The 23,839-nt window shown below is 66.5% G+C and carries 22 protein-coding genes; 10 read left to right on the plus strand and 12 right to left on the minus strand.

Annotated features, from left to right (window positions below; all coding sequences use genetic code 11):
- The first annotated feature begins 269 nt into the window (after nt 1-269).
- From AC5P8J_RS06090 to AC5P8J_RS06100, 3 genes are read left to right on the plus strand one after another with little or no spacing between them, the layout of a single operon-like run.
- Complete coding sequence (locus tag AC5P8J_RS06090) at nt 270-899, plus strand: superoxide dismutase (RefSeq protein ID WP_049480884.1); 630 nt, start codon at nt 270-272, stop codon at nt 897-899.
- Nucleotides 896-1,474 (plus strand): flavin reductase family protein, encoded by a 579-nt coding sequence (locus AC5P8J_RS06095; RefSeq protein WP_164144729.1) that lies wholly within the window; start codon nt 896-898, stop codon nt 1,472-1,474. The genes AC5P8J_RS06090 and AC5P8J_RS06095 overlap by 4 nt, the downstream gene beginning before the upstream one ends.
- Nucleotides 1,471-1,806: a tetratricopeptide repeat protein gene (locus tag AC5P8J_RS06100; RefSeq protein ID WP_053498539.1), complete on the plus strand. Its 336-nt coding sequence runs from the start codon at nt 1,471-1,473 to the stop codon at nt 1,804-1,806. The genes AC5P8J_RS06095 and AC5P8J_RS06100 overlap by 4 nt, the downstream gene beginning before the upstream one ends.
- A 5-nt stretch (nt 1,807-1,811) precedes the next feature.
- On the opposite strand, the gene AC5P8J_RS06105 is transcribed toward AC5P8J_RS06100, so the two are convergent.
- Entirely contained in the window at nt 1,812-2,960 is a 1,149-nt protein-coding gene (locus AC5P8J_RS06105; protein ID WP_134731576.1) for a fatty acid desaturase family protein, read from the minus strand.
- A gap of 11 nt (nt 2,961-2,971) precedes the next feature.
- Nucleotides 2,972-4,042: a ferredoxin reductase gene (locus AC5P8J_RS06110; RefSeq protein WP_050563255.1), complete on the minus strand. Its 1,071-nt coding sequence runs from the start codon at nt 4,040-4,042 to the stop codon at nt 2,972-2,974.
- 92 nt (nt 4,043-4,134) lie between these two features.
- Here AC5P8J_RS06110 and fabR point away from each other — a divergent pair, with 92 nt between their 5' ends.
- The 3 genes from fabR (at nt 4,135) to AC5P8J_RS06125 (ending at nt 7,731) form a co-directional block, all read left to right on the plus strand.
- Nucleotides 4,135-4,791: an HTH-type transcriptional repressor FabR gene (gene fabR, locus AC5P8J_RS06115; RefSeq protein WP_021204261.1), complete on the plus strand. Its 657-nt coding sequence runs from the start codon at nt 4,135-4,137 to the stop codon at nt 4,789-4,791.
- Nucleotides 4,792-5,021: 230 nt separating this feature from the next.
- Entirely contained in the window at nt 5,022-7,181 is a 2,160-nt protein-coding gene (locus tag AC5P8J_RS06120; RefSeq protein ID WP_227853040.1) for a TonB-dependent receptor plug domain-containing protein, read from the plus strand.
- Nucleotides 7,171-7,731 carry a thioredoxin-like domain-containing protein gene (locus AC5P8J_RS06125; protein ID WP_495216698.1) on the plus strand — a complete coding sequence of 187 codons (561 nt, stop codon included), beginning with the start codon at nt 7,171-7,173 and terminating at the stop codon, nt 7,729-7,731. The genes AC5P8J_RS06120 and AC5P8J_RS06125 overlap by 11 nt, the downstream gene beginning before the upstream one ends.
- A gap of 63 nt (nt 7,732-7,794) precedes the next feature.
- Here AC5P8J_RS06125 and mntR read toward each other — a convergent pair whose 3' ends face one another.
- The gene (gene mntR / locus AC5P8J_RS06130) at nt 7,795-8,271 is read right to left on the minus strand and encodes a manganese-binding transcriptional regulator MntR (RefSeq protein WP_021204264.1); all 477 of its coding nucleotides are present in this window, start codon (nt 8,269-8,271) and stop codon (nt 7,795-7,797) included.
- A gap of 117 nt (nt 8,272-8,388) precedes the next feature.
- On the opposite strand from mntR, the gene AC5P8J_RS06135 reads away from it, so the two are divergent.
- On the plus strand, nt 8,389-9,720 hold the full coding sequence (locus AC5P8J_RS06135) for an Nramp family divalent metal transporter (RefSeq protein ID WP_021204265.1): 1,332 nt from the start codon (nt 8,389-8,391) through the stop codon (nt 9,718-9,720).
- 118 nt (nt 9,721-9,838) lie between these two features.
- Here AC5P8J_RS06135 and AC5P8J_RS06140 read toward each other — a convergent pair whose 3' ends face one another.
- The 4 genes from AC5P8J_RS06140 to AC5P8J_RS06155 form a co-directional block, all read right to left on the minus strand.
- Nucleotides 9,839-10,165: a thioredoxin family protein gene (locus AC5P8J_RS06140; RefSeq protein WP_111098131.1), complete on the minus strand. Its 327-nt coding sequence runs from the start codon at nt 10,163-10,165 to the stop codon at nt 9,839-9,841.
- The gene (locus AC5P8J_RS06145; RefSeq protein WP_111098153.1) at nt 10,137-10,604 is read right to left on the minus strand and encodes a flavodoxin; all 468 of its coding nucleotides are present in this window, start codon (nt 10,602-10,604) and stop codon (nt 10,137-10,139) included. The genes AC5P8J_RS06140 and AC5P8J_RS06145 overlap by 29 nt, the downstream gene beginning before the upstream one ends.
- Nucleotides 10,605-10,629: 25 nt before the next feature.
- Nucleotides 10,630-11,670 carry a ribonucleotide-diphosphate reductase subunit beta gene (locus AC5P8J_RS06150; protein WP_134731568.1) on the minus strand — a complete coding sequence of 347 codons (1,041 nt, stop codon included), beginning with the start codon at nt 11,668-11,670 and terminating at the stop codon, nt 10,630-10,632.
- A gap of 99 nt (nt 11,671-11,769) precedes the next feature.
- Complete coding sequence (locus AC5P8J_RS06155) at nt 11,770-14,133, minus strand: ribonucleoside-diphosphate reductase subunit alpha (RefSeq protein WP_495216699.1); 2,364 nt, start codon at nt 14,131-14,133, stop codon at nt 11,770-11,772.
- A gap of 431 nt (nt 14,134-14,564) precedes the next feature.
- On the opposite strand from AC5P8J_RS06155, the gene AC5P8J_RS06160 reads away from it, so the two are divergent.
- Both AC5P8J_RS06160 and AC5P8J_RS06165 read left to right on the plus strand, forming a co-directional pair.
- Nucleotides 14,565-15,542, plus strand: coding sequence for a zinc-binding dehydrogenase (locus AC5P8J_RS06160; RefSeq protein WP_495216700.1), 978 nt, complete (start codon nt 14,565-14,567; stop codon nt 15,540-15,542).
- Between the two features lie 259 nt (nt 15,543-15,801).
- Nucleotides 15,802-18,429 (plus strand): TonB-dependent receptor, encoded by a 2,628-nt coding sequence (locus tag AC5P8J_RS06165; RefSeq protein ID WP_495216726.1) that lies wholly within the window; start codon nt 15,802-15,804, stop codon nt 18,427-18,429.
- A 76-nt stretch (nt 18,430-18,505) separates the two neighbouring features.
- Here AC5P8J_RS06165 and betT read toward each other — a convergent pair whose 3' ends face one another.
- The 4 genes from betT to AC5P8J_RS06185 form a co-directional block, all read right to left on the minus strand.
- Nucleotides 18,506-20,485: a choline BCCT transporter BetT gene (gene betT, locus AC5P8J_RS06170; RefSeq protein ID WP_227853819.1), complete on the minus strand. Its 1,980-nt coding sequence runs from the start codon at nt 20,483-20,485 to the stop codon at nt 18,506-18,508.
- Between the two features lie 196 nt (nt 20,486-20,681).
- Complete coding sequence (locus AC5P8J_RS06175) at nt 20,682-21,062, minus strand: VOC family protein (RefSeq protein ID WP_058982339.1); 381 nt, start codon at nt 21,060-21,062, stop codon at nt 20,682-20,684.
- A 96-nt stretch (nt 21,063-21,158) separates the two neighbouring features.
- Nucleotides 21,159-21,482 carry a DMT family transporter gene (locus AC5P8J_RS06180; RefSeq protein ID WP_134731558.1) on the minus strand — a complete coding sequence of 108 codons (324 nt, stop codon included), beginning with the start codon at nt 21,480-21,482 and terminating at the stop codon, nt 21,159-21,161.
- Nucleotides 21,482-21,835, minus strand: coding sequence for an SMR family transporter (locus AC5P8J_RS06185; protein ID WP_134735563.1), 354 nt, complete (start codon nt 21,833-21,835; stop codon nt 21,482-21,484). The genes AC5P8J_RS06180 and AC5P8J_RS06185 overlap by 1 nt, the downstream gene beginning before the upstream one ends.
- 151 nt (nt 21,836-21,986) lie before the next feature.
- On the opposite strand from AC5P8J_RS06185, the gene AC5P8J_RS06190 reads away from it, so the two are divergent.
- On the plus strand, nt 21,987-22,838 hold the full coding sequence (locus tag AC5P8J_RS06190; protein ID WP_495216701.1) for a LysR family transcriptional regulator: 852 nt from the start codon (nt 21,987-21,989) through the stop codon (nt 22,836-22,838).
- A 68-nt stretch (nt 22,839-22,906) separates the two neighbouring features.
- On the opposite strand, the gene AC5P8J_RS06195 is transcribed toward AC5P8J_RS06190, so the two are convergent.
- A complete protein-coding gene (locus tag AC5P8J_RS06195) occupies nt 22,907-23,827 on the minus strand; it encodes a M14 family metallopeptidase (protein WP_134731554.1) in 921 nt (306 codons plus the stop codon).
- Between the last annotated feature and the right edge of the window lie 12 nt (nt 23,828-23,839).

Below are 23,839 nucleotides of genomic sequence, written 5' to 3' on the forward strand. Positions count from 1 at the left end.
TTTCCTGCGAGCGCGGGCAGCACTTCAGCGCGCCGGTGAGGTTCGAAAAGCGGGTTCTGGTAGTGCCGGCCGCTGGCCGGCAACCCGACCTTGCCGGCATGCCGGCCAGCGGCCGGCACTACCATTTCGCTCGTGCTGTCCTGCAGGAAGAATCAAAGCGATGAACGCGCACGCACCTCAATCCCGCCCCTTGACCTCAACCAATGTTGAGGTGCGATAACAGTCTCCCCACGGCCTGCCCTCTGGCCTTCCCCACGGAGATTGCTTCGATGTCGTACTCGCTTCCCCCGCTCCCCTACGCCTACGACGCCCTTGAGCCGCATTTCGATGCGCGCACGATGGAGATCCACCACAGCAAGCACCACCAGGCCTACGTCAACAACCTCAACGCCGCCATCGAGCAGGCCGGCATCGCCGAGCAGCCGGTCGAGGCGCTGATCGCCAACCTCGATGCCGTGCCCGAGGCGCAGCGCGGCGCCATCCGCAACAACGGCGGCGGCCACGCCAACCACAGCCTGTTCTGGACCGTGCTCAGCACCAACGGTGGTGCACCCGATGACGAACTGGCCGCCGCCATCGACCGTGACCTCGGCGGTTTCGATGCTTTCAAGGAGGCCTTCACCAAGGCGGCGCAGACCCGCTTCGGCAGCGGCTGGGCCTGGCTGACCAGCGATCGCGATGGCCGCCTGCAGGTGGAAAGCAGCGCCAACCAGGACAGCCCGCTGATGGGTGCAGCCGTGGGCCTGTCCGGCAACACCCCGATCCTCGCACTGGATGTCTGGGAACACGCCTACTACCTGCACTACCAGAACCGTCGCCCGGACTACATCGGTGCGTTCTTCAACATCATCAACTGGGCCGAGGTCGGCCGGCGCTACCGCCAGGCCAGGGCCTCATGAGCGGCGAGACACTGCCGTACGCCGGGCCGTGGGCGGGGGTCTTCCCCTCCCCGGCCCCGGTGCCGTCGGTCGAGATGCCGCCGCGGGCCCTGCGGCGGCTGCTCGGCCACTTTCCTACCGGCGTGGCCATCGTCTGCACCCGCGATGCGCAGGGCAAACCCATCGGCCTGACCATCAATTCGTTCGTGCCGGTGTCATTGCAGCCGCCGCTGGTGCTGTGGAACCTGGCGTTGCACGCGCAGAGCCTGTCCACCTTCCAGCGCGCCACCCGCTTTGCGATCAGCGTGCTGGCGGCCGACCAGGAAGCACTGGCGCGGCGCTTTGCCGATCCGCAGGTACGCAACCGCTTCGACGGCCTGGCATTGCTGGATGATGACGAGGATGCCCCACCACGCATCGCCGGTGCGGTCGCCCACCTCACCTGTACCCGCCACGCACAGTGGCCGGTGGGTGATCATCTGCTGCTGGCTGGCCGCATCATCGAAGTGCACGAGAACGGCGGCGCGCCGCTGCTGTTCCATCGTGGCCGCTTCCAGCCCGGCCCCACCGAACTGCTGGTGGAGGTGCGCGGATGAACATCGAAGCCCTGGAATGCATGCTCGCCGCCGGCAAGGACGGCGCGCTGCTGCGCTTCGGCCTGGGCAAGGGCTGGCTGGATGCCGGCAACCCTGTGCGCGCGGCCACCCATCTGGGCCGTTGCGTGGTGCTTGATCCGCAGTACTCGGCGGCGTGGAAGCTGCTGGGCAAGGCCTGGCTGGCCAGTGGCCAGCCGCAGGCGGCGCGCGAAGCATGGCAGCGTGGCTTGAGCGTGGCCGGCAGCAAGGGCGACCAGCAGGCACGCAAGGAAATGCAGGTGTTCCTGCGACGCCTGGACCGCGAACAGGCGGCCCTGGCGAAGGCGGGCTGAGTCGATCAGCCCGCGTTGGCCGATGCCGGTGCGGACATGATGTCCGGCATCGGCAGGCGGCGCGGCTTGCTCGGGAACGCGTGACGCAGGATGCGCCAGACCACCTGGCCGAACTGACGCGGTAGCGAGCCGTTGTTGTAGTGCTGGCCGTAACGGCGGCAGATGTCCTTCACTTCCTTGGCGATGGCCGCATAGCGGTTGGCCGGCAGATCCGGGTAGAAATGGTGCTCGATCTGGTGGCTGAGGTTGCCCGACAGCACGTTGATCAGGAAGCCACCGCTGATGTTGGACGAACCGCGCAGCTGGCGCAGGTACCAGTGGCCGCGCGACTCATTGCGCAGGCACTCCTTGGGGAAGGTTTCCGACTCGGCGGTGAAGTGGCCGCAGAAGATGATCACGTAGGTCCAGATGTTGCGCAGGCCGTTGGCCACCAGGTTGCCCAGCATCACGGTGAGGAAGAACGGGCCGGCCAGCAGCGGAAAGAACACGTAGTCCTTCAGCACCTGGCGAGCCATTTTCCGCGCCACCGGGCGGGTCTGCAGCCACATCGCACGGCCGCTGATGCGGCCCTTCAGCCAGCGGCCAAGGCGAAGGTCCTGCGCGGCCACACCCCACTGGAACAGCAGCGCGAAGATCGGCGCGATGATCGGCTGCAGCAGGTAGAACGGCTTCCAGCGCTGTTCCGGGAAGATGCGCAGCAGGCCATAACCGATGTCATCGTCCATGCCACGCACATTGGTGTAGGTGTGGTGGCGGAAATTGTGGGTCTTGCGCCAGTTGTCGGCGGTGGCAACGATGTCCCACTCGTAGGTGTTGCCATTGAGCTTGGGGTCACCGGTCCAGTCGAACTGGCCGTGCATCACGTTGTGGCCCAGCTCCATGTTCTCCAGGATCTTCGACAGCGCCAGCAGCAGCGTGCCAGTGATCGCGGCCGGCCACAGCAGCGGCATCCAGAACAGCGGCGAGAATGCTGCCAGGAACAGCAGGCCACGGCCACCCACGCCGAACCATCGCACGGCGGCAGCCACACGGCGGATGTAGCGGGTATCGGAGGCGCCGAGGCTGCCGATCACACGGTCGCGGATCGCATCGAGTTCCTCACCGAAGGCATGCATCTCGGCGGTGCTCAGGGCACGGTCGGTAGCGCGGGTCATGGCAGGCGTCCTCAGAGATCCAGAGTCAGGTCGGTGGTCGGTGCGCTCACGCAGATCCGCACCGGCTGTGCCGATTCGGACTGCAGGTCGCCGGTGCGAAGGTGGCGGGTGGCGCCACTGACGCGATCACAGGTGCAGGTGTTGCAGATGCCCATGCGGCAACCGTGCTTGGGCTTGATGCCATGCGCTTCCAGGCTTTCCAGCAGCGAGCGGCCTCGCGGCACGCTCAGCTGGCGGCCACTGCGCGCAAGCGTCAGCGACACCTCGCCTTCGCTGCTGGCATCGCGCAGCGGCGCCGGCGGGGTGAAGGCTTCGGCCTGGAAGCCAGCCACCTGGTGCGCCAGGCGTTCACGCGCAGCGGCAACGAAGCCATCCGGACCGCAGGCCAACACATGGCGCTGCGCCAGCGGCGTGTCATCGCCGGCCACCTGCAGATCATGGGTATCGATGCGCGCGGCCGGCGCCTCACCCTCGCGGGTGGTCAGCAGATGTACGCGCAGGTTCGGATGCGCCGCGGCCAGCGCCTGCAGTTCATCACGGAACTGCAGATGGGCGGCGGTGCGCTCCCAATAGAACAGGTCCACCGGTGCTGCCAGCGGGCGCTGGCAGGCGTCGCGCAACAGGCTGCGCATCGGCGTGATGCCACTGCCGGCAGCCAGCAGCAGCACCGGCGCCGCGGCCGGCATATGGAACTCGCCGAAGGCGGCATCGAGGCGGAACAGTTCGCCCGGCTGTGCATGGTTTACCAGATGCTGGCTGACCCGGCCGCCATCGATCGCCTTGACGGTGATCGCCAGCTCGCGCCGACCCAGTGCGGTAGGGCTGTAGCTGCGCTGCCACAGGCGCCCCTCAATCTCGACGCCCAGGGTGACGTGCTGGCCGGCGCGCATGCCGGCCCAGTGCCGGTTGGTGCGCAGGACCAGGGTCGCCGCGCCCTCGCCGGCCGGCTCGCGCCGGACCAGTCGGGCCACCGGCTCGCGCAGGGTCCACAGGGGATTGAGCTGGCCCGCCCAGAAATCGAACAGCGACGGCGAGACCCAGCGGTACGGAGAGAACAGGGACGGACGGACGACAGCGCTCATGGGCGCACTATACGGGCGCACATACACCTGTGTATACATGTGTATATTGAACCGGATTGGGTATGATTCAGCCTCGCCCCACCGGAACCCCCATGGCCGCCGCCACTGCCTTGTCGACGTCTGAAGATGCCAACAGCCCGGCCCGCCGTACGGTGAGCCGCGAGGATCTGCTGGCCGCCGCCCTGAAGCTGATCGGGCCGCACCGCAGCCTGTCCACGCTCAGCCTGCGCGAAGTGGCACGTGAGGCCGGCATTGCGCCGAACAGCTTCTACCGGCAGTTCCGCGACATGGACGAACTGGCCGTGGCGCTGATCGACGCCGCCGGCCGCTCGCTGCGCACCATCATCGGCGAGGCCCGCCAGCGCGCCACGTCTACCGCCACCAGCGTGGTGCGCGTTTCCGTGGAGACCTTCATGGAACAGCTGCGCGCCGACGACAAGCTGCTGCACGTGCTGCTGCGCGAAGGCGCGGTCGGCTCGGACGACTTCAAGCATGCGGTCGAACGCGAACTGCACTATTTCGAAGAAGAGCTGCAGCACGACCTGGTGCGCCTGGCTGCACTGGACGGCGCCGTGCTGCATGCCCCGGAACTGGTGGCCAAGGCCATCACCCGGCTGGTGTTCGCGATGGGTGCCACCGCCATGGACCTGCCGCCGGAGAAGGATCCGGAACTGGTCGAACAGATCTCCACGATGATCCGCATGATCATCGTTGGCGCCCGGACCCCCGCCGCATTCCGTCGCGGCTGACGATCCGACCGCGCCTACACGGCAACTCCATCCTATGGACATGACCACCGGCAGGGGTGTGGTTGCATTATGTAATGTTATAACACTCGCATGATCTGACTCGACTGGTGCCCCACGCGCAATGGCCTCGGCCTCGTTATATAGCAATTGCTATGTTAATAAGCCGCTGCTTTAATATGCGTCAGCCAGGTCGCCCTCGCCGCCTTTCTTCTCCCAAGGACGACGCCCTCATGCCCGTTGCCACGCCCCTCTTCCATCGGCTGCCCGTGGCCGCCGCCATTGCCCTGGCCGCGCCGCTGCCTGCACTGGCCGCCACCTCGAAGCCGACCGAGCTGGACCGCGTGCAGGTCAAGGTCAGCACCGCCACCCGCAGCGAACGCCTGCTATCCGATGTCCCGATCCGCACCGAAGTGCTGCGCAAGGAAGACATCGCGCTGCGCGCGGCCACCGACTTCTCGCGCGCCGCCGAACTGATCAACGGCCTGCGCGTGGAAAGCAACTGCCAGAACTGCAACACCAGCGAAGTACAGCTGCTGGGCCTGCCCGGTTCCTACAACCAGCTGTTGTTCGATGGCATCCCGCTGTTGTCCACGCTGGGCAGCGTGTACGGCCTGGAACAGATCCCGGCCGGGTTCGTCGACCGCATCGAAGTGGTCAAGGGCGGCGGCTCGGCGCTGTACGGCCCGGGTGCGGTGGCCGGTGTGATCAACCTGATTCCGCCGCTGCCGGCGCGCAGCGGCGGCCATGTGCAGGCCGGCGTGGATGTCCTGAAGGGCACACCGCAGAAGAATGCCGACGTGCGCCTGGACCTGGTGGCGAAAGATGCCGACGCCGGGCTTTCAGTGATTGCCCAGCGCAATTGGAACAGCGGCATCGACTACAACGGTGACGGCTACACCGAGATCACCCGCAAGAACCTCAAGGTCGGCGGGCTGCAGGCCTGGTACGCGCCCACGCCGGGCACGCGGCTGCGCCTGGACCTGCAGGTGACCGATGAAACCCGGCGTGGCGGCAATCGACTGGATCAGCCCGAATACCTGGCCAACATCGCCGAATCGCTGGATACGAAATACCGGCGCGGCAGCGTATCGTGGGATCAGGAAGTCAATGCCGACGTCGATTTCCGCCTGGCCTACGCCTTCGCCGACATCGACCGCGACAGTTTCTACGGCGGTCTTGGCGACGTGGTTACCGATCCGTCTGCACCCGGCTATGACCCGTCGCAGCTGGATCCCAACGTGGCCGGCAGCGCGGCCTCGCGTTCGTGGCGCCAATACGGCCGCACCCACAACCCGCTGCACTACATCGACAGCCAGTTGAACTGGCGGCTGGGCGCGCACGCGCTGGCCTTCGGCGTGCAGTACAAGCACGAGGCGCTGCGCGACGACAACCGCACCGGTGACGGGCAGCGCCTGGCGGTGCTGGAAGATGCAACCTTCCACAACCTGGGCGCCTTCATCCAGGACGAATGGAGCCTGCGTGACAACGTCGACCTGGTACTGGGCGCACGCGTGGACAAGAGCTCGGAACTGGACAGCGCGGTGTTCTCGCCGCGCATCGCCCTGGCCTGGCAGGCCACGCCCAACCTGAAATGGCGCGCCGGCATCGCCACCGGCTTCCGTGCACCGGAGATCTTCGTCGAGGACGTGCACGTCGATACGCTGGGTGGCGAGCAGGTGCGCGTGCGCAACACCGATGGCCTGAAGGAAGAGCGCGCGTTGACCACCCTGTTCGGCTTCGACTGGCGCTCGGACCCGGCCAATCCAGTGTGGAGCTGGGATGCTACCGCCTCCTATGCACGCATCCGCGACACCTTCGCGCTGGGCGAGATCCAGCGCGGCGATGACGGACAACTGAGCCAGCTGCGCTACAACGCCTCCGGCTCCAACGTGCTGGGGGCGGAAACCAACCTCGGCTGGCAGCCGTCGCCGCAGTGGCGCCTGACCGCCGGTGCCTCGTGGTACCGCTCGCGCTTCCGCGAACCGCAGCGCATCTTCGACGACACCGGCGACGGTGGCGACACCATCATCGAAAGCCGCGACTACCTGAAGACCCCGCGCTGGACCGGCCTGGCGCAGCTCAGCTGGATGCCCGCCGAGCCGTGGGAAACCTTCGTCGCGCTGCGCCATACCGGGCCGATGTCGGTGCTGAACAACCGGTTGGGCGAGCTGCACCGTACGCGTTCCTTCCTGGTCACCGATCTTGGTGCTCGCTGGCACCGCCATCTGGGCGCGCAGGCGCAGCAGGAAGTGTCGGTGGCCGCGGGTGTCAAGAACGTGTTCGATCAGCGCCAGAAAGATCTGGAAGTGGGCGCGCTGCGTGACAGCGACTATGTCTACGGGCCGCGCTTCGCGCGTTCGTGGTACGTCAACCTGCGCTATGCGTTCTGAAGCTCTGCGAGCGTTGTTGCTGGCCTGTGCCGTGCTGCTGGCCGCACCGGCGATGGCTGCGGACCTGCACGCGCAGGTCTCGGCCTCGCTGATGCGGCCGGAACAGCGCTCGCTGCGACCGATGCAATGGACACAGCCGCCGAAACTGGTGGCGCTGTACTTCGGTGCCGACTGGTGTGCACCGTGCCATGCCTTCGTACCCACGCTGCGCAGCGTGCGTGATGCCCTGCGCCAAGCCGGCGCCGATACCGAAGCGGTGTACGTCAGCCAGGATGAGAGCGAGAGCGCGCTGCGCCGCTACATGCACGCGCAGGACATGCCGTGGCCGGTGCTTGACCCGCGCCGCGCTGCGCGCATGCCGGCCCTGCAGGCATTGGCCGGGCTGGCACCGCCGAATCTGGTATTGATCGATGCCGACGGCACGGTGCTGGCCAATGGCTGGCAAGGCCTGCGCTATGAAGGCCTGCAAGCGGTGTTGAAGGAATGGACGAAACGGGCCTGCGCGCAGGAACAGGCGCGCTGCCCCAACGGCGCCATCCAACCACGGTAGCGCCGGGCCATGCCCGGCGAAAGGCATGAACACGGCGACGCGCCCGCCGGGCATGGCCCGGCGCTAACGATACGGCGCCTCGCCCTCGGCCTTGCGCACGAACGCCTCGAACAGCGCCAGCGTCTGCTCGCTCACATGGTGCTCGATACCCTCCGCATCACGCCGTGCCGTGTCAGGGTCCACGCCCAGCGCCAGCAGGAAACGCTCCACGGTCTGGTGCCGCTGGCGGCTGGCATGGGCCAGCGCCTCGCCTTCCGGGGTCAGGAACACGCCGCGATACGGTCGCTGCACCACCCAGCCATCGCGGGCCAGGCGCCGCAGCATCTTCGCCACGGTGGGCTGGGCCACGCCCAGGCGGGTGGCGATGTCGACCTGGCGGGCCTCGCCGCCGTCGGCCAGCAGGTCCGAGATCAGCTCGACATAGTCCTCCACCAGCTCCATCCGGTGCGCTTCGCGCACTTGCCGGAAGCTCTCGACCTGGCGCTCAGCCTCGATCAAGGGGGTGCTTTTCAGCGATGTCGAATCGTCGGTCTTGCCCACGCCTGCGCCTGTCCTTCCGGTCTACTCCGGGTTTGAAACTGAATTCTGGACCAGTAACGCGATAAAGACGATTGTTTCACATTGCTAATGACTATAGCAGGAGCTATATTCGGACCCATGAACACCCTGGCGCCCCACGACCCTTCGGCCTCCACCCCGGCCAGCCTGGGCGCGCTCAATGCCTCGGTGGCGGTACCCGACAAGGGGCACTGGTGGTTCCGCCTGCTGGCCTTCCTCGGCCCGGGCTACATGATCTCGGTCGGCTACATGGACCCAGGCAACTGGGCCACCGACCTCGCCGGCGGTTCGCGCTTCGGCTACCTGCTGCTGTCGGTCATCCTCATCTCCAACCTGATGGCGGTGATCCTGCAGGCGCTGTCGGCACGGCTGGGCATCGCCACCGGCATGGATCTGGCGCAGGCCTGCCGCGCGCGGTACCCGAAGCCGGTGAACCTGGCGCTGTGGGCGCTGTGCGAGGCAGCGATCATCGCCTGCGACCTGGCCGAGGTGATCGGCACCGCGATCGCATTGAAGCTGCTGTTCGACCTGCCGCTGCTGTGGGGCGCGGTGATCACCGCGCTGGATACGCTGCTGGTCCTGCTGCTGATGAACCGCGGCTTCCGTGCGCTGGAAGCCTTCGTGATCGCGCTGCTGATGGTGATCTTCGGCTGCTTCATGGTGCAGATCGCGCTGGCCGCACCGCCGGTGATGGACGTGCTGGGCGGATTCATTCCGCGCGCGCAGGTAGTGACTGATCCGCACGCGCTGTACATCGCCATCGGCATCATCGGCGCCACGGTTATGCCGCATAACCTGTACCTGCATTCTTCCATCGTGCAGACCCGCGCCTATCCGCGCACCGACGAGGGCCGTCGCAGCGCGCTGCGCTGGGCGGTGACCGACAGCACCCTCGCGCTGACGCTGGCACTGTTCATCAACGCCAGCATCCTGATCCTGGCGGCGGCGGTGTTCCATGCCAATGGCCGTTTCGATGTGGAAGACATCGAGCAGGCGCACCAGCTGCTGGCGCCGATGCTGGGCGTGGGCGCGGCGGCGACACTGTTTGCGATTGCCCTGCTGGCCTCGGGCCTGAATTCGACAGTGACCGCCACGCTGGCCGGCCAGATCGTGATGGAAGGCTTCCTGCACCTGCGCCTGCCGCCGTGGCTGCGTCGGCTGATCACGCGCGCGCTGGCGATCATTCCGGTGGTGGTGGTGATCCTGCTGTTCGGCGACCAGGGCGCGGTGAAGCTGCTGGTGCTGAGCCAGGTGGTGCTGTCGATGCAGCTGCCGTTTGCGATCATCCCGCTGGTGCGGATCGTGACCGACAAGGTGACGATGGGGGCGCTGGTGGCACCGCGCTGGCTCGGCGCGATCGCCTGGGTGATCGCGCTGGTGATCGTGGTGTTGAACGTGAAGCTGCTGGTGGATACCTTCAGCGGAGCCTGACGCCAAACCACGGACCCTGCCCCGGTAGATCCACGCCACGCGTGGATGCCCTTGTAGAGTCGAGCCATGCTCGACTCATCGCTCACCGCGCGAACGGCAGCCGAGCATGGGCTCGGCTCTACAAATGCAACGCGATCGCGGCCTCGATCTGCTGCGGCGACTGGAACCCGGCCAGGCGCGTGCGTTCGTTACCATCACGGAACAGGGACAGCGTCGGCGTCTGCCGCAGTCCCAGCTCCCTGAAGAACGCCTCACCCAGCACCTCCAGCTGCACGCGCAGCAGGGTCGTGCCCTGTCCCGCCACGCTGTTGGCCACGCGATGCAACGACATCTCCAGCATCCGGCAGCCCGGGCACTGGTCCTTGTGGAAATCCACCAGCACCCGCGGATGTTCGGCCAGCAGCTGCTGGAACTGCTCAGGCGTGGTGGCGTCGATGATCTGCATCGGGGTTGCTCCAGTAGTGGGCCAGGACCGTATCGGTCCAGGCGTCGATGGCTGCGGCGTGACGCTCGCCATGCGGCATCTGCTCGATCTCGAGCGGCGGATAGTCGCTGCGGAAATAGCGGATCAGCCGGTGCACGGCGCCGCAGTAGTACTCCTGCCCCCACTGCGTTTCGCCGGTGCCGAACACCGCCAGCTGCCGTGGCCGCTCGCCGCGCTCGGCGATGCCGGCCACCCATGCCTTCATCTCCGCCGGCGTGCGGCCGGCGTTGTCGGTCCAGCAGCCCAGCAGCACCAGGTCGGCCTCATCGGCCGCCAGCGGCGGTGCCTGGCGCAGGTCGTCGGCCTCCTGCCAGTACACCGCATGACCGGCAACGCGGCAGCGTTCGGCAATCTGCCGGCCGAGTTCGCGGGTGTTGCCGCTCAGGGAGGCGACCACCACCAGGATGCTCAGCACGGCGCCAGGCTCAGAGATCGTCGAAGCCGTTGTCGACGTTGGTCTTCTTGTAACTTGCATTGCGCATCTCGAAGAAGTCGGTCTTGGTCTCGGTGAAGTTGTCGGCGTAGGCCTTGATCCACGGCATCACGTTGTCGGTGGTGTCGATGTACAGGCGCTCGATGCCGAGCATGCCGGCCATCTTGTTGGCGCGGTACTTCACGTAGCGCACCATCTCGTCCACGTCGATGCCGTCGATACCATCCAGCACCTCCGACGACCACTGCGTCTCCAGCTCGATGGCATGCTCGAACGATTGGTGTACGTAGGCGGTCAGCTCGTTGGTCTGCAGCTCGGGATTCTCGCCGATGATGGCGCGGATCAGCTCGCTGATGAATTTGGTATGCGCCAGCTCGTCGCGGTTGATGAAGCTGATGATCTTGCCGGTGCCGTTCATGCGGTTCTGCCGCACCATGTTGTAGAAGTACGCGAACCCGGAATAGAAATTGATGCCCTCCAGGATCGAGGACTGGATCAGCGACTTGAGCAGGGTCTCGGCGGTCTTCTCGCGCATGAAATCGTCATACGCGCCCATGATCGGCGCATTGCGCTTGATGATGGTCGGGTGGGTGCGGGCGATCTCGAAGATGCGGTTCTGGTTCGGCAGGTCGGTGATCGAGGCCAGCACATAGCTGTAACTCTCGTTGTGGATCACTTCCTGCTGGCCGATGATCGCGGCATTGGCGTGCGCGGCCGGGTCGGTGATGTACTCGGCGACGTTGTAGATGAAACGGGTCTGCGGTGAGTCGAGCGTGGCCAGCAGGCCGATGATCGAATCGTAGGCGTTCTTTTCACGTGCGTTGAGCTCGCCGTACTGGCGGGCATCGAGCTTCATGTCGACCTCGTCGGGAATCCAGAAGTTGGTCGACAGCTCCTTGTAGGCCCGATAGAAGGACGGATACGGGATATCGTTCCAGTTGAGGATGCCGCTGGTACGGCCGTTGATGATGCCGGTGCTGCGGTTGGGATGGCGCGGTTCGAGGATCTTGATGCGGTCGAGGGGAGTTGCCATGGTCTTACCTGCAGGGGGTAGCGCCGGGCCATGCCCGGCGGAATGTGCGACGGCCGCGCGATGCGCTCGCCGGGCGTGGCCCGGCGCTACCGTGGATGGTCAGCTGGCGCACCACTCGCAATCGCTGATGTCGATGTCGTTGGAGCGCACGTAGTAGGTGGTCTTCAGGCCTTCGCGCCAGGCGCTCAGGTGCAGCTCCAGCAGGGTGCTAGCGCGGATCGTGCTCGGCACATACAGGTTGAAGCTGATCGACTGGTCGACATGGCGCTGGCGGCGCGCGTTCTGGCGCACGCTGGCGAACTGGTCGACCTTGTACGCCCCCTTCTCGTAGTACGGCCAGGTTTCCAGCGACAGGCCCGGAGCCGCCACCGGCCGCCGGAAGTCCTTCTTTTCCTCGTAGTAGAACGCGCTGTAGATAGGGTCGATCGACGCGGTGGAACCGGCAATCTGCGCGGTGCTCATGTTCGGCGCGACGGCCAGCAGCCAGCCGTTACGCAGGCCGTGCGTGGCAACCTCGCGGGCCAGGCTGTCCCACGCGGCGCCGCTGTAGCCGCGGTCACTGAAATAGCATCCGTTGTGCCAATCGCTGCCGGCGAACATCGGGTAGCTGCCCTTCTCCTTCGCCAGCTGCGCGCTGGCCTGGATGGTCAGGAAGTTGATGCGCTCGTAGAGACGGTCGGCCAAATCCTCGGCATCCGGTGATTCCCACTGGATCGCCTGTTGCGCCAGCAGGTGGTGCCAACCGAACGTGCCCAGGCCGATGGCGCGGTACTTGCGGTTGGTGATGGTGGCCTGCGGCACCGGCAGCGCGTTGAGGTCAATCACGTTGTCGAGCATGCGCACCTGGATCGGGATCAGGCGCTCCAGCACGTCGGTGGCCAGCAGGTCATCCGGCGCACTGATTGCCCGGCCGAGGTTGATCGAGGACAGATTGCAGACCACGAAGTCACCGGCGCGGCGCGTGGTGACGATCTGGTCGCCGCTGACGATCTCCTGGATCATCCGCGTCGGGCTCATGTTCTGCAGGATCTCGGTGCACAGGTTGCTGGAATAGATCATGCCCGCGTGCTTGTTCGGGTTCCGGCGGTTGACCTCGTCGCGGTAGAACAGGAACGGATTGCCGGTCTCCAACTGGCTGAGCATGATCCGCTTGAACAGATCGATCGCCTTCACCGTTCGGCGGCTGATGCGCTCATCGGCCACCAACTCGGCATAGCGGTCGCGGAAGCTGCCCGCGCCGCGCGTCTCATCGTAGAAGTCCTGCAGGTACCAGCCCTTGGCCTGCTTCACCTCGTGCGGGTCGAACAGGTACCAGTCGGCGCGGCGCTCGACCGCTTCCATGAACAGGTCGGGCACGCACACCGAGGTGAACACATCGTGCGCGCGCAGGCGCTGGTCGCCGTTGTTCAGGCGCAGATCCAGGAAGGCCTCGATATCGCGGTGCCAGATGTCCAGGTACACCGCCACCGCGCCCTTGCGCTGGCCAAGCTGGTCGACCGACACCGCGGTGTTGTTGAGCTGCTTGATCCACGGCACCACGCCGCCGGAGGAATTGGCCACGCCCCGTATCGGCGCGCCGCTGCTGCGCACATAGCCCAGGTAGGCGCCGACGCCGCCACCGTGCTTGGACACGCGGGCGATATCGGTGTTGGAGTCATAGATGCCCTGCAGGCTGTCGTCCACCGTGTCGATGAAGCAGCTGGACAGCTGGCCGCCGACCTTGCCGGCGTTGGCCAGGGTCGGCGTGGCCACCGTCATGTACAGGTTGGACAGCGCCCAGTACGCCTCACCGACCAGCTGCATGCGCCGTTCGCGCGGCTTTTCCTCCTGCATCAGGTACAGCGCAATGGTCAGCCAGCGCTCCTGCGGCAGTTCGTAGACCTCGCGGCTGCGATCGCTGGCCAGGTAGCGCGTGGCCAGCAGGTACAGGCCGTTGTACGCGAACAGGCGGTCGCGCTCCGGGTCGATCATCTCGCCGGCCTGCTGCAGCTCTTCCTTGGAATAGCAGCGCAGGATGTCGTTGCTGTAGATGCCGCGGTCAGCCAGGCTCTCCTGCAGGCCCACATACGAACCGTACTTCAGGCCGACATCGTAGAAGCGGTTGCGGCTGGCGCGCTTGTACAGGCGACGCAGGTAGATGCGCGCGGCAAACTGTTCCCACTCGGGTGCAACCAGGTCCACGCGCGATTCGGCCTCACGGATCAGCAGATCGACCAGGTCGTCGGCGCTGATGCTCGGTTTGCGCTCGACCATCGCCTGCACCACGCGGCGATAGTCGCTCACGTCCAGCTGCGGGAACTCGGCATGCACGGCGTCGATGCTGCGCTGCAGGCGCTCGGCCTCGAACGGCAGGCGGCGGTTGCCGGCCTCCTTGGTGATCCAGGTCGGCACGCGCTCGCCACCGGCGCGCAAGGCGTCGCCGGCGCCGGCCAGATCGGCCACGCGGAAGGTACTGTCGGTCATGGTGGTGAAACTCCAGGCTCGCACGCGCGTTGGCGGTCGATGCCATGGCGGCCCTGAACGCGATACCGGCGCACGGGGCGAACGGGTGGATTGCCAGGGCACGGGAACGTAGGTCGTCGGCATCTGCCTGCGCCTGCGGCCGGTATCCGGGCCGTGGGGGCGACCTGCGTCCGCACGATGGCGGCCGCGTCGACACGGCAAGCCTTCAGGGGCGGGCCGCGGGACGTTTGCTGCATGTCCGGCGGCGGCGGCTGACCGGGAGTGACGGCCACAACATAGTGGGGATATCCCGAACCGTCAACACAAGATGCGGTAATCAGCACATGTCGCGACGATCAGTCGCAGGATGCCGTGTTGCAGCAGCGACGCCTTGTCGACATGCCCTGCGTCCCCAGTTCGGTACAACATCCACTTTCCCCGGAACACCGCCCATGCGCGCTGCCCAGTACTCCTCCTTCGGCAACCCGGCCGACGTCCTCGCCATTGCCGATGCCGCCCTGCCCGAGCCTGGTCCCGGCGAGGTGCGCATCCGCACCGTGCTGGCCTCGATCCACAATCACGACCTGCTGACCGTGCGCGGCCTCTACGGCTACAAGCCGACCCTGCCGGCGATCGGTGGCAGTGAAGCGCTGGGCGTGGTCGATGCACTCGGCGATGGTGTCGACGGCCTGCAGATCGGCCAGCGCGTCGCCGCAGCCTCGGTACACGGTACCTGGGCCGAGGCCTTCATCGCGCCGGTACGCATGGTGATTCCGATGCCGGAGGCGATCCCGGACGAAATGGCCGCGCAGCTGATTGCGATGCCGCTGAGCGCGCTGATGCTGCTGGAGTTCCTGCACGTCGAGCCGGGCCAGTGGATCGTGCAGAACACCGCCAACGGCGCGGTCGGCAAGTCGCTGGCCATGTTGGCAAAGGCGCGTGGCGTGCATGTGGCCAACTTGGTGCGCAACGCCGATGCGGTCGCGCAGTTGCAGGCGCTGGGCATCGATCATGTGTTCGACACCTCGGTGGACGGCTGGAAGGATCGCGTTCGTGAAGCGACCGGCGAAGCACAGGCGGCGGCCGCCGTGGATTCCATCGGCGGCGACGCCAGCGGTGACCTGGTCGACCTGCTCGGCCACCACGGCACGCTGGTGTCGTTCGGGGTGATGAGCGGCGAGCCGATGCACATTCCAGCCGGCGGCCTGATCTACAAGGAGGCCACGGTGAAGGGTTTCTGGGGCAGCAAGGTCAGCCAGGCGATGGCCGTGGAGGACAAGCGCCGGCTGGTTGGCGAACTGCTGAAGCGTGCGGCGAGCGGCGAACTGACCTTGCCGGTGGAGCAGATCTTCGCGCTGGACGACATCGCCCAAGCGGCGAAGGCCGGGGCCGGTTCGGGCCGCAACGGCAAGGTGCTGCTGCGGCCGTGATCGTCTGACATTGCGTTCTGTAGAGCCGAGCCATGCTCGGCTGATTTCCGGCCAGTGTGTGGAGCCGAGCGTAGGCTCGGCTCTACAGGGGCGTGCGGACCGACGGTCCGCACCCACCGAAGCACAGACCGCGCCGCCGAGAGCGCTTACTTTCGTTAAGAACCTGTGATGTATAACTGAATGCGCTTTCGTCATTGGAAGGTGCATGTACCTGCATGCGGTACTGACGGCTCCTCCCCCGTTCGGCGTTGTCGCTTCCATGTACCGCACCACCCTGAACCTGCTTGCCGGCGCGATCGCGCTGGGCCTCACCGCCGGCGCTGCCAGCGCCGCTGAATCCGCCGACACCGGCAAGGACAGCACCACCCTGGGCACCGTGCTGGTGACCGGTTCCAACATCAAGCGCAGCGATACCGCCGGGCCGAACCCGGTGCAGATCGTCAGCCGCGAACAGATCGAGCAGACCGGCCGCTCCACCCTCACCGACGTACTGCGCAACCTGTCGGCCAATGCCGGCAACAGCTTCGACGAGCAGTACACCGGCAGCTTCGCCGCCGGCTCCGCCTCGATCGGCCTGCGTGGCCTGTCGCCGAAGAACACACTGGTGCTGGTCAACGGCTACCGCGTGTCCAACTTCGGCTTCGCGCTCAATACCCAGGACACCTTCGTCGACCTCAACGCGCTGCCGATCAGCGCGGTGGAACGCATCGAAGTGCTGAAGGACGGCGCCTCGGCGGTGTATGGCTCCGACGCCATCGCCGGTGTCATCAACATCATCCTGCGCAAGAACTTCCAGGGCGTGGAAGTGGGCGGCGGCTTCGGTACCGCCACCCAGGGCGGCCTGGACGAACGCAAGGCCAACCTGCTGGCCGGCTTCGGCGACCTGGAGCAGCAGGGCTGGAACGTGCTGTTCGGGCTGGACCTGCTCAAGCGTGATCGCCTCGACGCCGACCAGCGCGCCTATACCCGCAGCGGCGATTTCCGCGACAAGCCCGGCGGACGCCTGGCCGGCTGGTCCACCGCCGGTGGCAATTGGCTGTCCAACCCGCGCGCGCCGCAACCGTTCGCCAACTGCCCGGATGGCAGTCAGCTGCGTCCCTACAGCGATTTCGGCAGCACCCTGCCCGGCCAGGCCTGCGCCTTCAACGCGCAGCCGTTCAAGACCTTGCAGCCCGGCGCCGAGCGCCTGCAGGCGTCGTTGAGCGCGACCTACCGCTTCAACGACAGCGTCGAAGCCTTCGCCGACGTGCTGTACAGCCACAACAAGGCCGACCAGATCTTCAGTGCGCCGCTGACCTTTGGCCCCGGCCTGCGTGCCTACAACCCGGCCACCGGCACGCTGATCGACGTGCCGGCGGTGCTGCCGGTCGGCCATCCCAACAACCCTGGCAGCACGCCACTGCCGTTCGAGTACACCTTCTTCGACCTCGGCCCGCGCCTGAAGCACAACACGCAGGTGTTCTACCGTGCCCTGGCGGGCGTGCGCGGCAGCGGCGAACGCTGGGACTGGGAAGTGGCAGCGCTGACCTCGCAGAGTGCACAGCGCGAGTACGTCGACAACTTCGTCAATCGCTATGCGTTCGAGCAGATCCTGCGCGATGGCAGCTACAACTTCCTCAACCCGTCCAGCACGCCGGGCGCGCTGGATGCACTGCGCCTGCAGACCAAGCGCCCGGGCTGGTACAGGCTGCACTCATTGAACGTGAAGGCCTCGACCTCGCTGTGGGAGCTGCCGGCCGGTGCGGTCGGCTTCGCCTGGGGCGCCGAGTCCCGCAAGGAGTCGCTGGATGCGCGTACCAGTGCACAGGTGCTGTCGGGCACCGAACTGCGCCCGGCGATCAACGTGGTCAACGGCGAACGACAGATCAGCGCCGCCTATGCCGAACTGAGCGTGCCGCTGCACCGCACGCTGGAACTGCAGGTTGCGGGCCGCGGCGACCACTACGATGACTTCGGCAAGGCGTTCTCGCCGAAGGTGGCATTGCGCTGGCAGCCGCTGGACAGCCTGCTGCTGCGTGGTTCGTTCTCGCGTGGCTTCCGCGCCCCCTCGCTGCCGGAGATCGCGCCGGGCCAGACCGTCAGCTACGGCTCGGTGATCGATCCGCTGGATCCGCTGCAACCGGGCGGCAGCCGTGGCGTGACCAATATCCGCACCGGCAACCCGGATCTGAAGGCGGAGCGCTCGCGCAATTTCAACGTGGGTGCAGTGTGGTCGCCGGATGGTGATACCAGCATCGGCGTGGACTGGTACCGCATCGAGCAGGACAACCTGGTCAAGCCGGACAGCGCGCAGTTCATCGTCGACAACCCGACGCTGTTCCCCGGTCGCGTGCAACGTGATGCGCAGGGACGCATCCAGTTCATCACCAACCAGTACGCCAACCAGGGCGAACTGACCACCTCGGGCCTGGATCTGGACGCCAGCCGCATCTTCCGTACCGACGGCTGGGGCAACTTCACCGTGGCCGGCAGCTGGACCCACCTGCTCAGTTTCAAGCAGCCGCTGGTGGCCGGCCAGTCGCCCTATGACGGGGCCGGCAACAACCGCCACGGCGCGCTGCCGCGCACCCGCGGCACCACGTCGCTGAACTGGGCGGTCGGTGACTGGAGCAGCACGCTGAGCCTGCAGTACGTGAGCGGCTACGACCAGCGCGTGGCGACGGCGACCAGCAACCCGGGCCTGCGCGACCGCGTCAAGCCGTACCACCAGCTGGACCTGTACGTGGCGTACGAAGGGATTGCCAACACCACGCTGTCGCTGTCGGTGCTGAACCTGACCGACAAGGACCCGCCGTTCGACCCGGCCGGTGGCTCCAACGGCTTCGACATCAGCCAGTACAACCTGCGCGGGCAGTTCGTCTCGCTGGGCGCGCGCTACCGGTTCTGATGCACCAACGGGGCGGCGGTGATGCGCCGCCCCGTACGCGTTGCCGGCCAGCGGCCGGCACTACCATCAATGTGCATCACCGGCTCAGGTGCAGGAACTGCAGGTGCCGTTCGTACTGGCTGATGATGTCGTTGATGATCTGCTTGCGGCTGTAGCCCACCAGGTCGTAGTCCTGGCTGCCTTCGAACAGGTGCACCTCGGCGCGGTAGTAGCGCTGGTTGCGCAGCTGCTGTGCGGCGAACGACGGGGTCAGGTAACCGCTCAGGATCACCCGGTACAGGAAGTCCTGCTGCTCGCCATGGTTGACCGTCAACTCCATGTCGCCCGCCTCGAAGCGCGTGGCCACGTCCCAGCCCTGCCCGCGCAGCTGCTCGGCCACCGCTTCCATCGCCGGCTTCACCGTGTCATCCATGAAGCGGTAGACCTGGTCGCGCACCGGGAAATGCATCGCCTGGCTCAGGCGCTGGCGCCAGCCCTGGTGATGGCGATCGTCTCCGATCAACGGCGATGGCCGGTACTGCAGCGCGCGCTTGCGGTGCGATTCGTCACTGAAGGCGCGGGTCAGCCCCCACATCATCAACAACAGGATCGCCGAGAACGGCAACGACGCCAGCACCACCGCCGATTTCAGTGCGTCGATACTGCCGGCCAGCAACAGGCCCGCGGTCAGCACCGCGATCACCGTGCCCCAGAACACCCGCAGCCAACGCGGACCATCATCCTCGGGTGCGCCGCCATGCGAGGACAGCGTGGACAACACCACCGCCCCCGAGTCAGCGGAGGTCACGAAGAAGATGAAGCTCACCAGCACCGTCACCGCGATCACCGTGCGGCTCCACGGGTAGCCATCCAGCAGTGCATACAACACGGTCGGTGGGTCATCCACCGCCAGCTGCGCCAGTTGCTGCTGGCCGTGGTGGAGCACCTGGTCCAGCGCGCTGTTGCCGAAGATCGACAGCCAGGCCAGGGTGAAGCCGAGCGGGATCAGCAGCACCCCGAACACGAATTCGCGGATGGTGCGGCCACGTGAGATGCGCGCGATGAACAGGCCGACGAACGGTGCCCAGCCGATCCACCAGGCCCAGTAGAACACCGTCCAGCCGCCCAGCCATTCCGGTCGGCCGCCATAGGCGTACACATCGAAACTCTTGCCGACCACGCTGCCCAGGTAGTCGCCCAGGTTCTGCATCAAGGTGCTGAACAGGTACTGCGTCGGCCCGGCAAACAGCATGAACAGCACCAGCGCGATCGCCAGCAGCATGTTGATGTTGGCCATCCAGCGCACGCCCTTCTCCACGCCGGAGACCGCCACGGCCACTGCCGCACCCATCATCGCCACCACCAGCATGATCTGCACCAGGTTGGAATGCGGGATGTTGAACAGGTGCGCCAACCCGGCATTGAGGTGCAGCACGCCGAAGCCCATGTCGGCACCGATGCCGAATACGGTGGCGACGATGCCCAGCGCATCCACGGTGTAGCCGATCGGGCCATTGATGCGCTTGCCGATCAGCGGGTACAGCGCCGAGCGCAGGGCCAGTGGCAGGCTGTGGCGATAGGCGAAGTAGGCCATCGCCATCGCCGCCAGCGCGAACACGCCCCAGCCGTGCAGGCCCCAGTGCAGGAACAGCAGCTGCATGGCCTGGCGCGCGCCAGCCTCGCCTGCGGCCGGATCGCCCTGCGGCGGCTGCAGGTAGTGGGTCAGCGGTTCGGATACGCAGAAGAAGAACAGGGTGATGCTGATGCCGGCGGCGAACAGCATGCCGGCCCATGAGAGGTAACTGAACTCCGGCTCGTCATGGTCGGCACCCAGCTTGATGCCACCGTACTTGGACAGCGCCACGCCCACCACGAACACCAGGTACAGGGTCATGGCCAGCAGGTAGTACCAGCCGACGTTGAGGGCGGCCCAGTCCTGTGCCTTGAGCAGAAGGCGGCCCGCGCCGAGCGGAAACAGGCTGACGAACAGCGCGAACGCCACGACAACGATCGCCGCGAAGGCGAACACAGGCCGAAGGGTGCGCACCGGGGATTGTTGCGGCTCCAGTACTTCCATGGGGCGGCGTTCTCCGGTAGATCAAAGGGTTAGCCGACCGATTCTGGCTGAACCGCAGTGGACAGAGCATGAAGTTGCGGCCTGTGGTCGCAGGCCCGTCCGCTCATTCCGTGGTATCACGCGCGCGCTGCGACGCACCCTTGCTTGCGCGGGCCGCGCGCACCGCCTGCGGCGCGGCCACGCGCATCCTGTCCGATCACGACATTACATGCACCGCACACAGCTTGTTGCCATCCGGGTCACGCAGATAGGCCAGGAACACCTGCCGACCGGACATGTTGCGGACGCCGGGCGGATCTTCGATGGCGGTACCACCGTGAGCCACTCCAGCTTCCTGCCAGGCACGCACGGCCTCTGCACTGCCCAGACTGAAACCGATGGTGCCACCGTTGGCATGGCACGCTGGCTGCCCATCGATCGGCGCGGTTACACCGAACATCCGCCCATCCTTGAAGTACAGCAGCCGTCCCTTCTCGTCGAATACGCCCGCACGTGCCCCCATAGCGGCGAACAGGGCGTCGTAGAAGCGACGCGCGGCCTCCATGTCGTTCGTTCCTACGGTGATGTGGCTGAACATGCGGGCACTCCATGTGGAAAACCGCAGTGTCGATGAGCAGGGGCGACTTCGCAAATCGCTGCACAATCGCCGCCCAGCTCGCGACAAGGCGTGCTGCTACTTGGCGGTGCTGAGCAGCAGTACCGCCGCCGTGACCAGGGCGATGCCAACCCAGCCGATCGGCCGCAGGCGGTTGCCGAACAAAACGCGGCCGCAAGTGGCGGTACCGATCACGCCGATCGCTCCCCACATCGCATAGGCGGTGGCCAGGTCCATGTAGCGCACCGCCTGGCCCAGCAGGGCGAAGGCGATCCAGACCATGACGACCGCGCCGACGCCCCAGCGCCAGCGGCGGAAGCCCTCCGACTTGGCGACCATCATGTTGGCGGCAACGTCGATCAGCGCCGAGCAGATCACGAAAAACAGGGCCAGGGTATTCATCAGTGCGCCTCCCCGAGGGTGACGCAGACGATGCCGGCCACGGCCAGCATCAGGCCGGCCAGCTGCTGCAGCGACAGACTCTCGCCAAACACGGTGAGGCCGACCACGGTCAGCAGGGTCAGGCCCAGGCCTTCCCACACCGCGTAGGCCACGCCCACAGCAATGCGGCGCACCGACTGCGCCAGGAAGAAGTAGGACAACGCCAGCGCGCCGGCCATGATCAGGTAGCCGGTCCAGCCACCATCGCGGGCGGCATGGGCCATGAACGAGGTGCCGACCACTTCGGCAACGATCGCCACGGTCAGGCAGGCCCAGGCGACCAGCGCGCCACGGGCGGGAACAGTACGGGACATGTGAAACTCCTTGCGGGACGCGGACAGCGCCCCGCCCTCAGTAGATCCACGCCGTGCGTGGATGCCCCGCAGACAGGGGGCGACGGCGGACAGTATCATCGCCTTTTACGGTCGATTCAAAATGGATACCATCGATAGGAGCGATGGATAAATGCCCTATTCCCCTGAATCCCTGCAGGCGTTCGTCGAAGCGGCCGCGCTCGGATCGTTCTCGGCGGCGGCGCGTCGCCTGCGCAAGACCCAATCGACGGTCAGCACCGCCATCGCCCACCTGGAGGCGGACCTGGGCGTCAGCCTGTTCGACCGCAGTGGACGCTACCCGCAGCTGACCGAAGCCGGGCGCCAGGTGCTCGCCCATGCCCAGGAAATCCTCGCCGCCGATACCCGCCTGCAGCAGTTGAGCGTGCGCCTGGCCGCGCCGGTCGAAGCGCGGCTGACCGTGGTGTTCTCCGACGTGTATCAGCTCGATCCGGAGCAGCGCGTGTTGCAGCGCTTTGCCGAAGCGTTCCCCGAGATCGAACTGGAATGGCTGGATGCCGAAGGCGAAGACGTGCTGGAACTGGTCGGCAGTGGTCGCGCCGCGCTGGGCCTGCTGCCGCGCCAGGAAAACTACCGGGATGGTCTGGTGGCACGGCCGTTGACCCATCACAGCGAACTGTCGGTGTATGTGGCGCGCGACCATGCGCTGGCCGACGCCGGCCGTCGCGCAGCTTCCCAGCTGGCACGGTACCGGCAGGTGCGATTGAGCGCGGAGGTCGACCATGCGCGGGCGGTTACCGGGCTGGCGTGGACCGCCACCGACTACCTGATGGTGATGGAGATGGCCGAGGATGGCATCGGCTGGGCCGAGCTGCCCCGCGCATTGGTGCAGCGCTACGACCGCGGGCAACTGGTGGAACTGACCCTGCCCGGGTGGCCGCGGCGCATCCACAGCGACCTGCTGTGGCGCCGCGACACGCCGCCGGGGCCAGCGGCGCTGTGGTGGGCCGACGCGTTGGGGTGAGGTAGCGCCGGCCGCTGGCCGGCAATCCTGTTGTCGCGTGGTTGCCGGCCAGCGGCCGGCACTACCGGTCAACGATGGGCGAGCGCGTAATCCAGCGACGCGCACACCGCTGCCACCTGGGCGTCGTTGCACTGCTGCGGGGTCGCCCGCGGGCTGTCCGGGTAGACCTCGGTGGTGGTGGTGTAGGTCGCACCGGTGATGCCGGCACACAGGCCCAGCTTCACCAGCGGGTACTCGATCACGCCGTGGGCCACCACCGGCGAACCGATGATCTCGCCCTTGTCGTCGGCCGGCGCGATGTGGGTGACCTTCTCCACCGCGGCGATGACTGCCTGCTGGAACGCCGCCTGCGGGTTCTCGCTGTCGTCCACCAAGTAGAAGCCATCCGGAATCAGGCCCGGCTCGAACGGCTTGCCGTCACGCGCGGCCAGCGCCGGGCGGAACTCGCTCTCGTCGCTGTCGGTGGTCTCGTGCAGGTCGATGTGCAGCACGAACTGGTCCTTGATCGGTGCGATCAGCTCCATCAGCGCGGTCGACTCGCGGGCCGGGCCATCGGCGCGGAAATTGCGGTTCGGGTCGATCGCATCGAAGTTCCAGCGGTTGATGCGCTCGAAGCCCCACGGATTCACGCACGGTGCCACCAGCAGATTGGCCTTGCCGGCGTAGTCGGCGGCGTGCCTTTCGAGGAATTCCAGCGCGCCCATCACGCCGCTGGTCTCATAACCGTGCACGCCACCGGTAACCAGGGCAGCCGGCAGCGCCGGGTTCCAATCGCGGCTGCGCAGGGCGAACAGAGTGTAGGTCTCGCCAGCGTAGTCGAGCTGACCATAGGCCACCTTGTCGAAGCGCGAAGCCAGCGCCTCAATGCGGGGCAGCACCTCCTCGTCATAGCGACGCAGGCGCTGCTGGCGGCCACGCCACACCTCCCGTTCCGCCGCTCCCCACGGCTGGCCAGGGGTTCCGACGGGGTAGAAAGCGGCTTGGGACATGGCAGATCTCAG

It is taken from the genome of Stenotrophomonas sp. YJH_SMC_37 (assembly GCF_059370035.1).

What these genes read in the sequence shown, in the direction of transcription:
- AC5P8J_RS06125 (WP_495216698.1), top strand. Translation starts at nt 7,171, where the DNA reads ATGCGTTCTGAAGCTCTGCGAGCGTTGTTGCTGGCCTGTGCCGTGCTG.
- AC5P8J_RS06135 (WP_021204265.1), top strand. Translation starts at nt 8,389, where the DNA reads ATGAACACCCTGGCGCCCCACGACCCTTCGGCCTCCACCCCGGCCAGC.
- AC5P8J_RS06105 (WP_134731576.1), bottom strand. Translation starts at nt 2,960, where the DNA reads ATGACCCGCGCTACCGACCGTGCCCTGAGCACCGCCGAGATGCATGCC.
- fabR (WP_021204261.1), top strand. Translation starts at nt 4,135, where the DNA reads ATGGCCGCCGCCACTGCCTTGTCGACGTCTGAAGATGCCAACAGCCCG.
- AC5P8J_RS06195 (WP_134731554.1), bottom strand. Translation starts at nt 23,827, where the DNA reads ATGTCCCAAGCCGCTTTCTACCCCGTCGGAACCCCTGGCCAGCCGTGG.
- AC5P8J_RS06180 (WP_134731558.1), bottom strand. Translation starts at nt 21,482, where the DNA reads ATGAATACCCTGGCCCTGTTTTTCGTGATCTGCTCGGCGCTGATCGAC.
- AC5P8J_RS06175 (WP_058982339.1), bottom strand. Translation starts at nt 21,062, where the DNA reads ATGTTCAGCCACATCACCGTAGGAACGAACGACATGGAGGCCGCGCGT.
- AC5P8J_RS06190 (WP_495216701.1), top strand. Translation starts at nt 21,987, where the DNA reads ATGCCCTATTCCCCTGAATCCCTGCAGGCGTTCGTCGAAGCGGCCGCG.
- AC5P8J_RS06185 (WP_134735563.1), bottom strand. Translation starts at nt 21,835, where the DNA reads ATGTCCCGTACTGTTCCCGCCCGTGGCGCGCTGGTCGCCTGGGCCTGC.
- AC5P8J_RS06120 (WP_227853040.1), top strand. Translation starts at nt 5,022, where the DNA reads ATGCCCGTTGCCACGCCCCTCTTCCATCGGCTGCCCGTGGCCGCCGCC.
- AC5P8J_RS06150 (WP_134731568.1), bottom strand. Translation starts at nt 11,670, where the DNA reads ATGGCAACTCCCCTCGACCGCATCAAGATCCTCGAACCGCGCCATCCC.
- AC5P8J_RS06090 (WP_049480884.1), top strand. Translation starts at nt 270, where the DNA reads ATGTCGTACTCGCTTCCCCCGCTCCCCTACGCCTACGACGCCCTTGAG.
- AC5P8J_RS06100 (WP_053498539.1), top strand. Translation starts at nt 1,471, where the DNA reads ATGAACATCGAAGCCCTGGAATGCATGCTCGCCGCCGGCAAGGACGGC.
- AC5P8J_RS06095 (WP_164144729.1), top strand. Translation starts at nt 896, where the DNA reads ATGAGCGGCGAGACACTGCCGTACGCCGGGCCGTGGGCGGGGGTCTTC.
- AC5P8J_RS06165 (WP_495216726.1), top strand. Translation starts at nt 15,802, where the DNA reads ATGTACCGCACCACCCTGAACCTGCTTGCCGGCGCGATCGCGCTGGGC.
- AC5P8J_RS06155 (WP_495216699.1), bottom strand. Translation starts at nt 14,133, where the DNA reads ATGACCGACAGTACCTTCCGCGTGGCCGATCTGGCCGGCGCCGGCGAC.
- AC5P8J_RS06140 (WP_111098131.1), bottom strand. Translation starts at nt 10,165, where the DNA reads ATGCAGATCATCGACGCCACCACGCCTGAGCAGTTCCAGCAGCTGCTG.
- AC5P8J_RS06110 (WP_050563255.1), bottom strand. Translation starts at nt 4,042, where the DNA reads ATGAGCGCTGTCGTCCGTCCGTCCCTGTTCTCTCCGTACCGCTGGGTC.
- betT (WP_227853819.1), bottom strand. Translation starts at nt 20,485, where the DNA reads ATGGAAGTACTGGAGCCGCAACAATCCCCGGTGCGCACCCTTCGGCCT.
- AC5P8J_RS06160 (WP_495216700.1), top strand. Translation starts at nt 14,565, where the DNA reads ATGCGCGCTGCCCAGTACTCCTCCTTCGGCAACCCGGCCGACGTCCTC.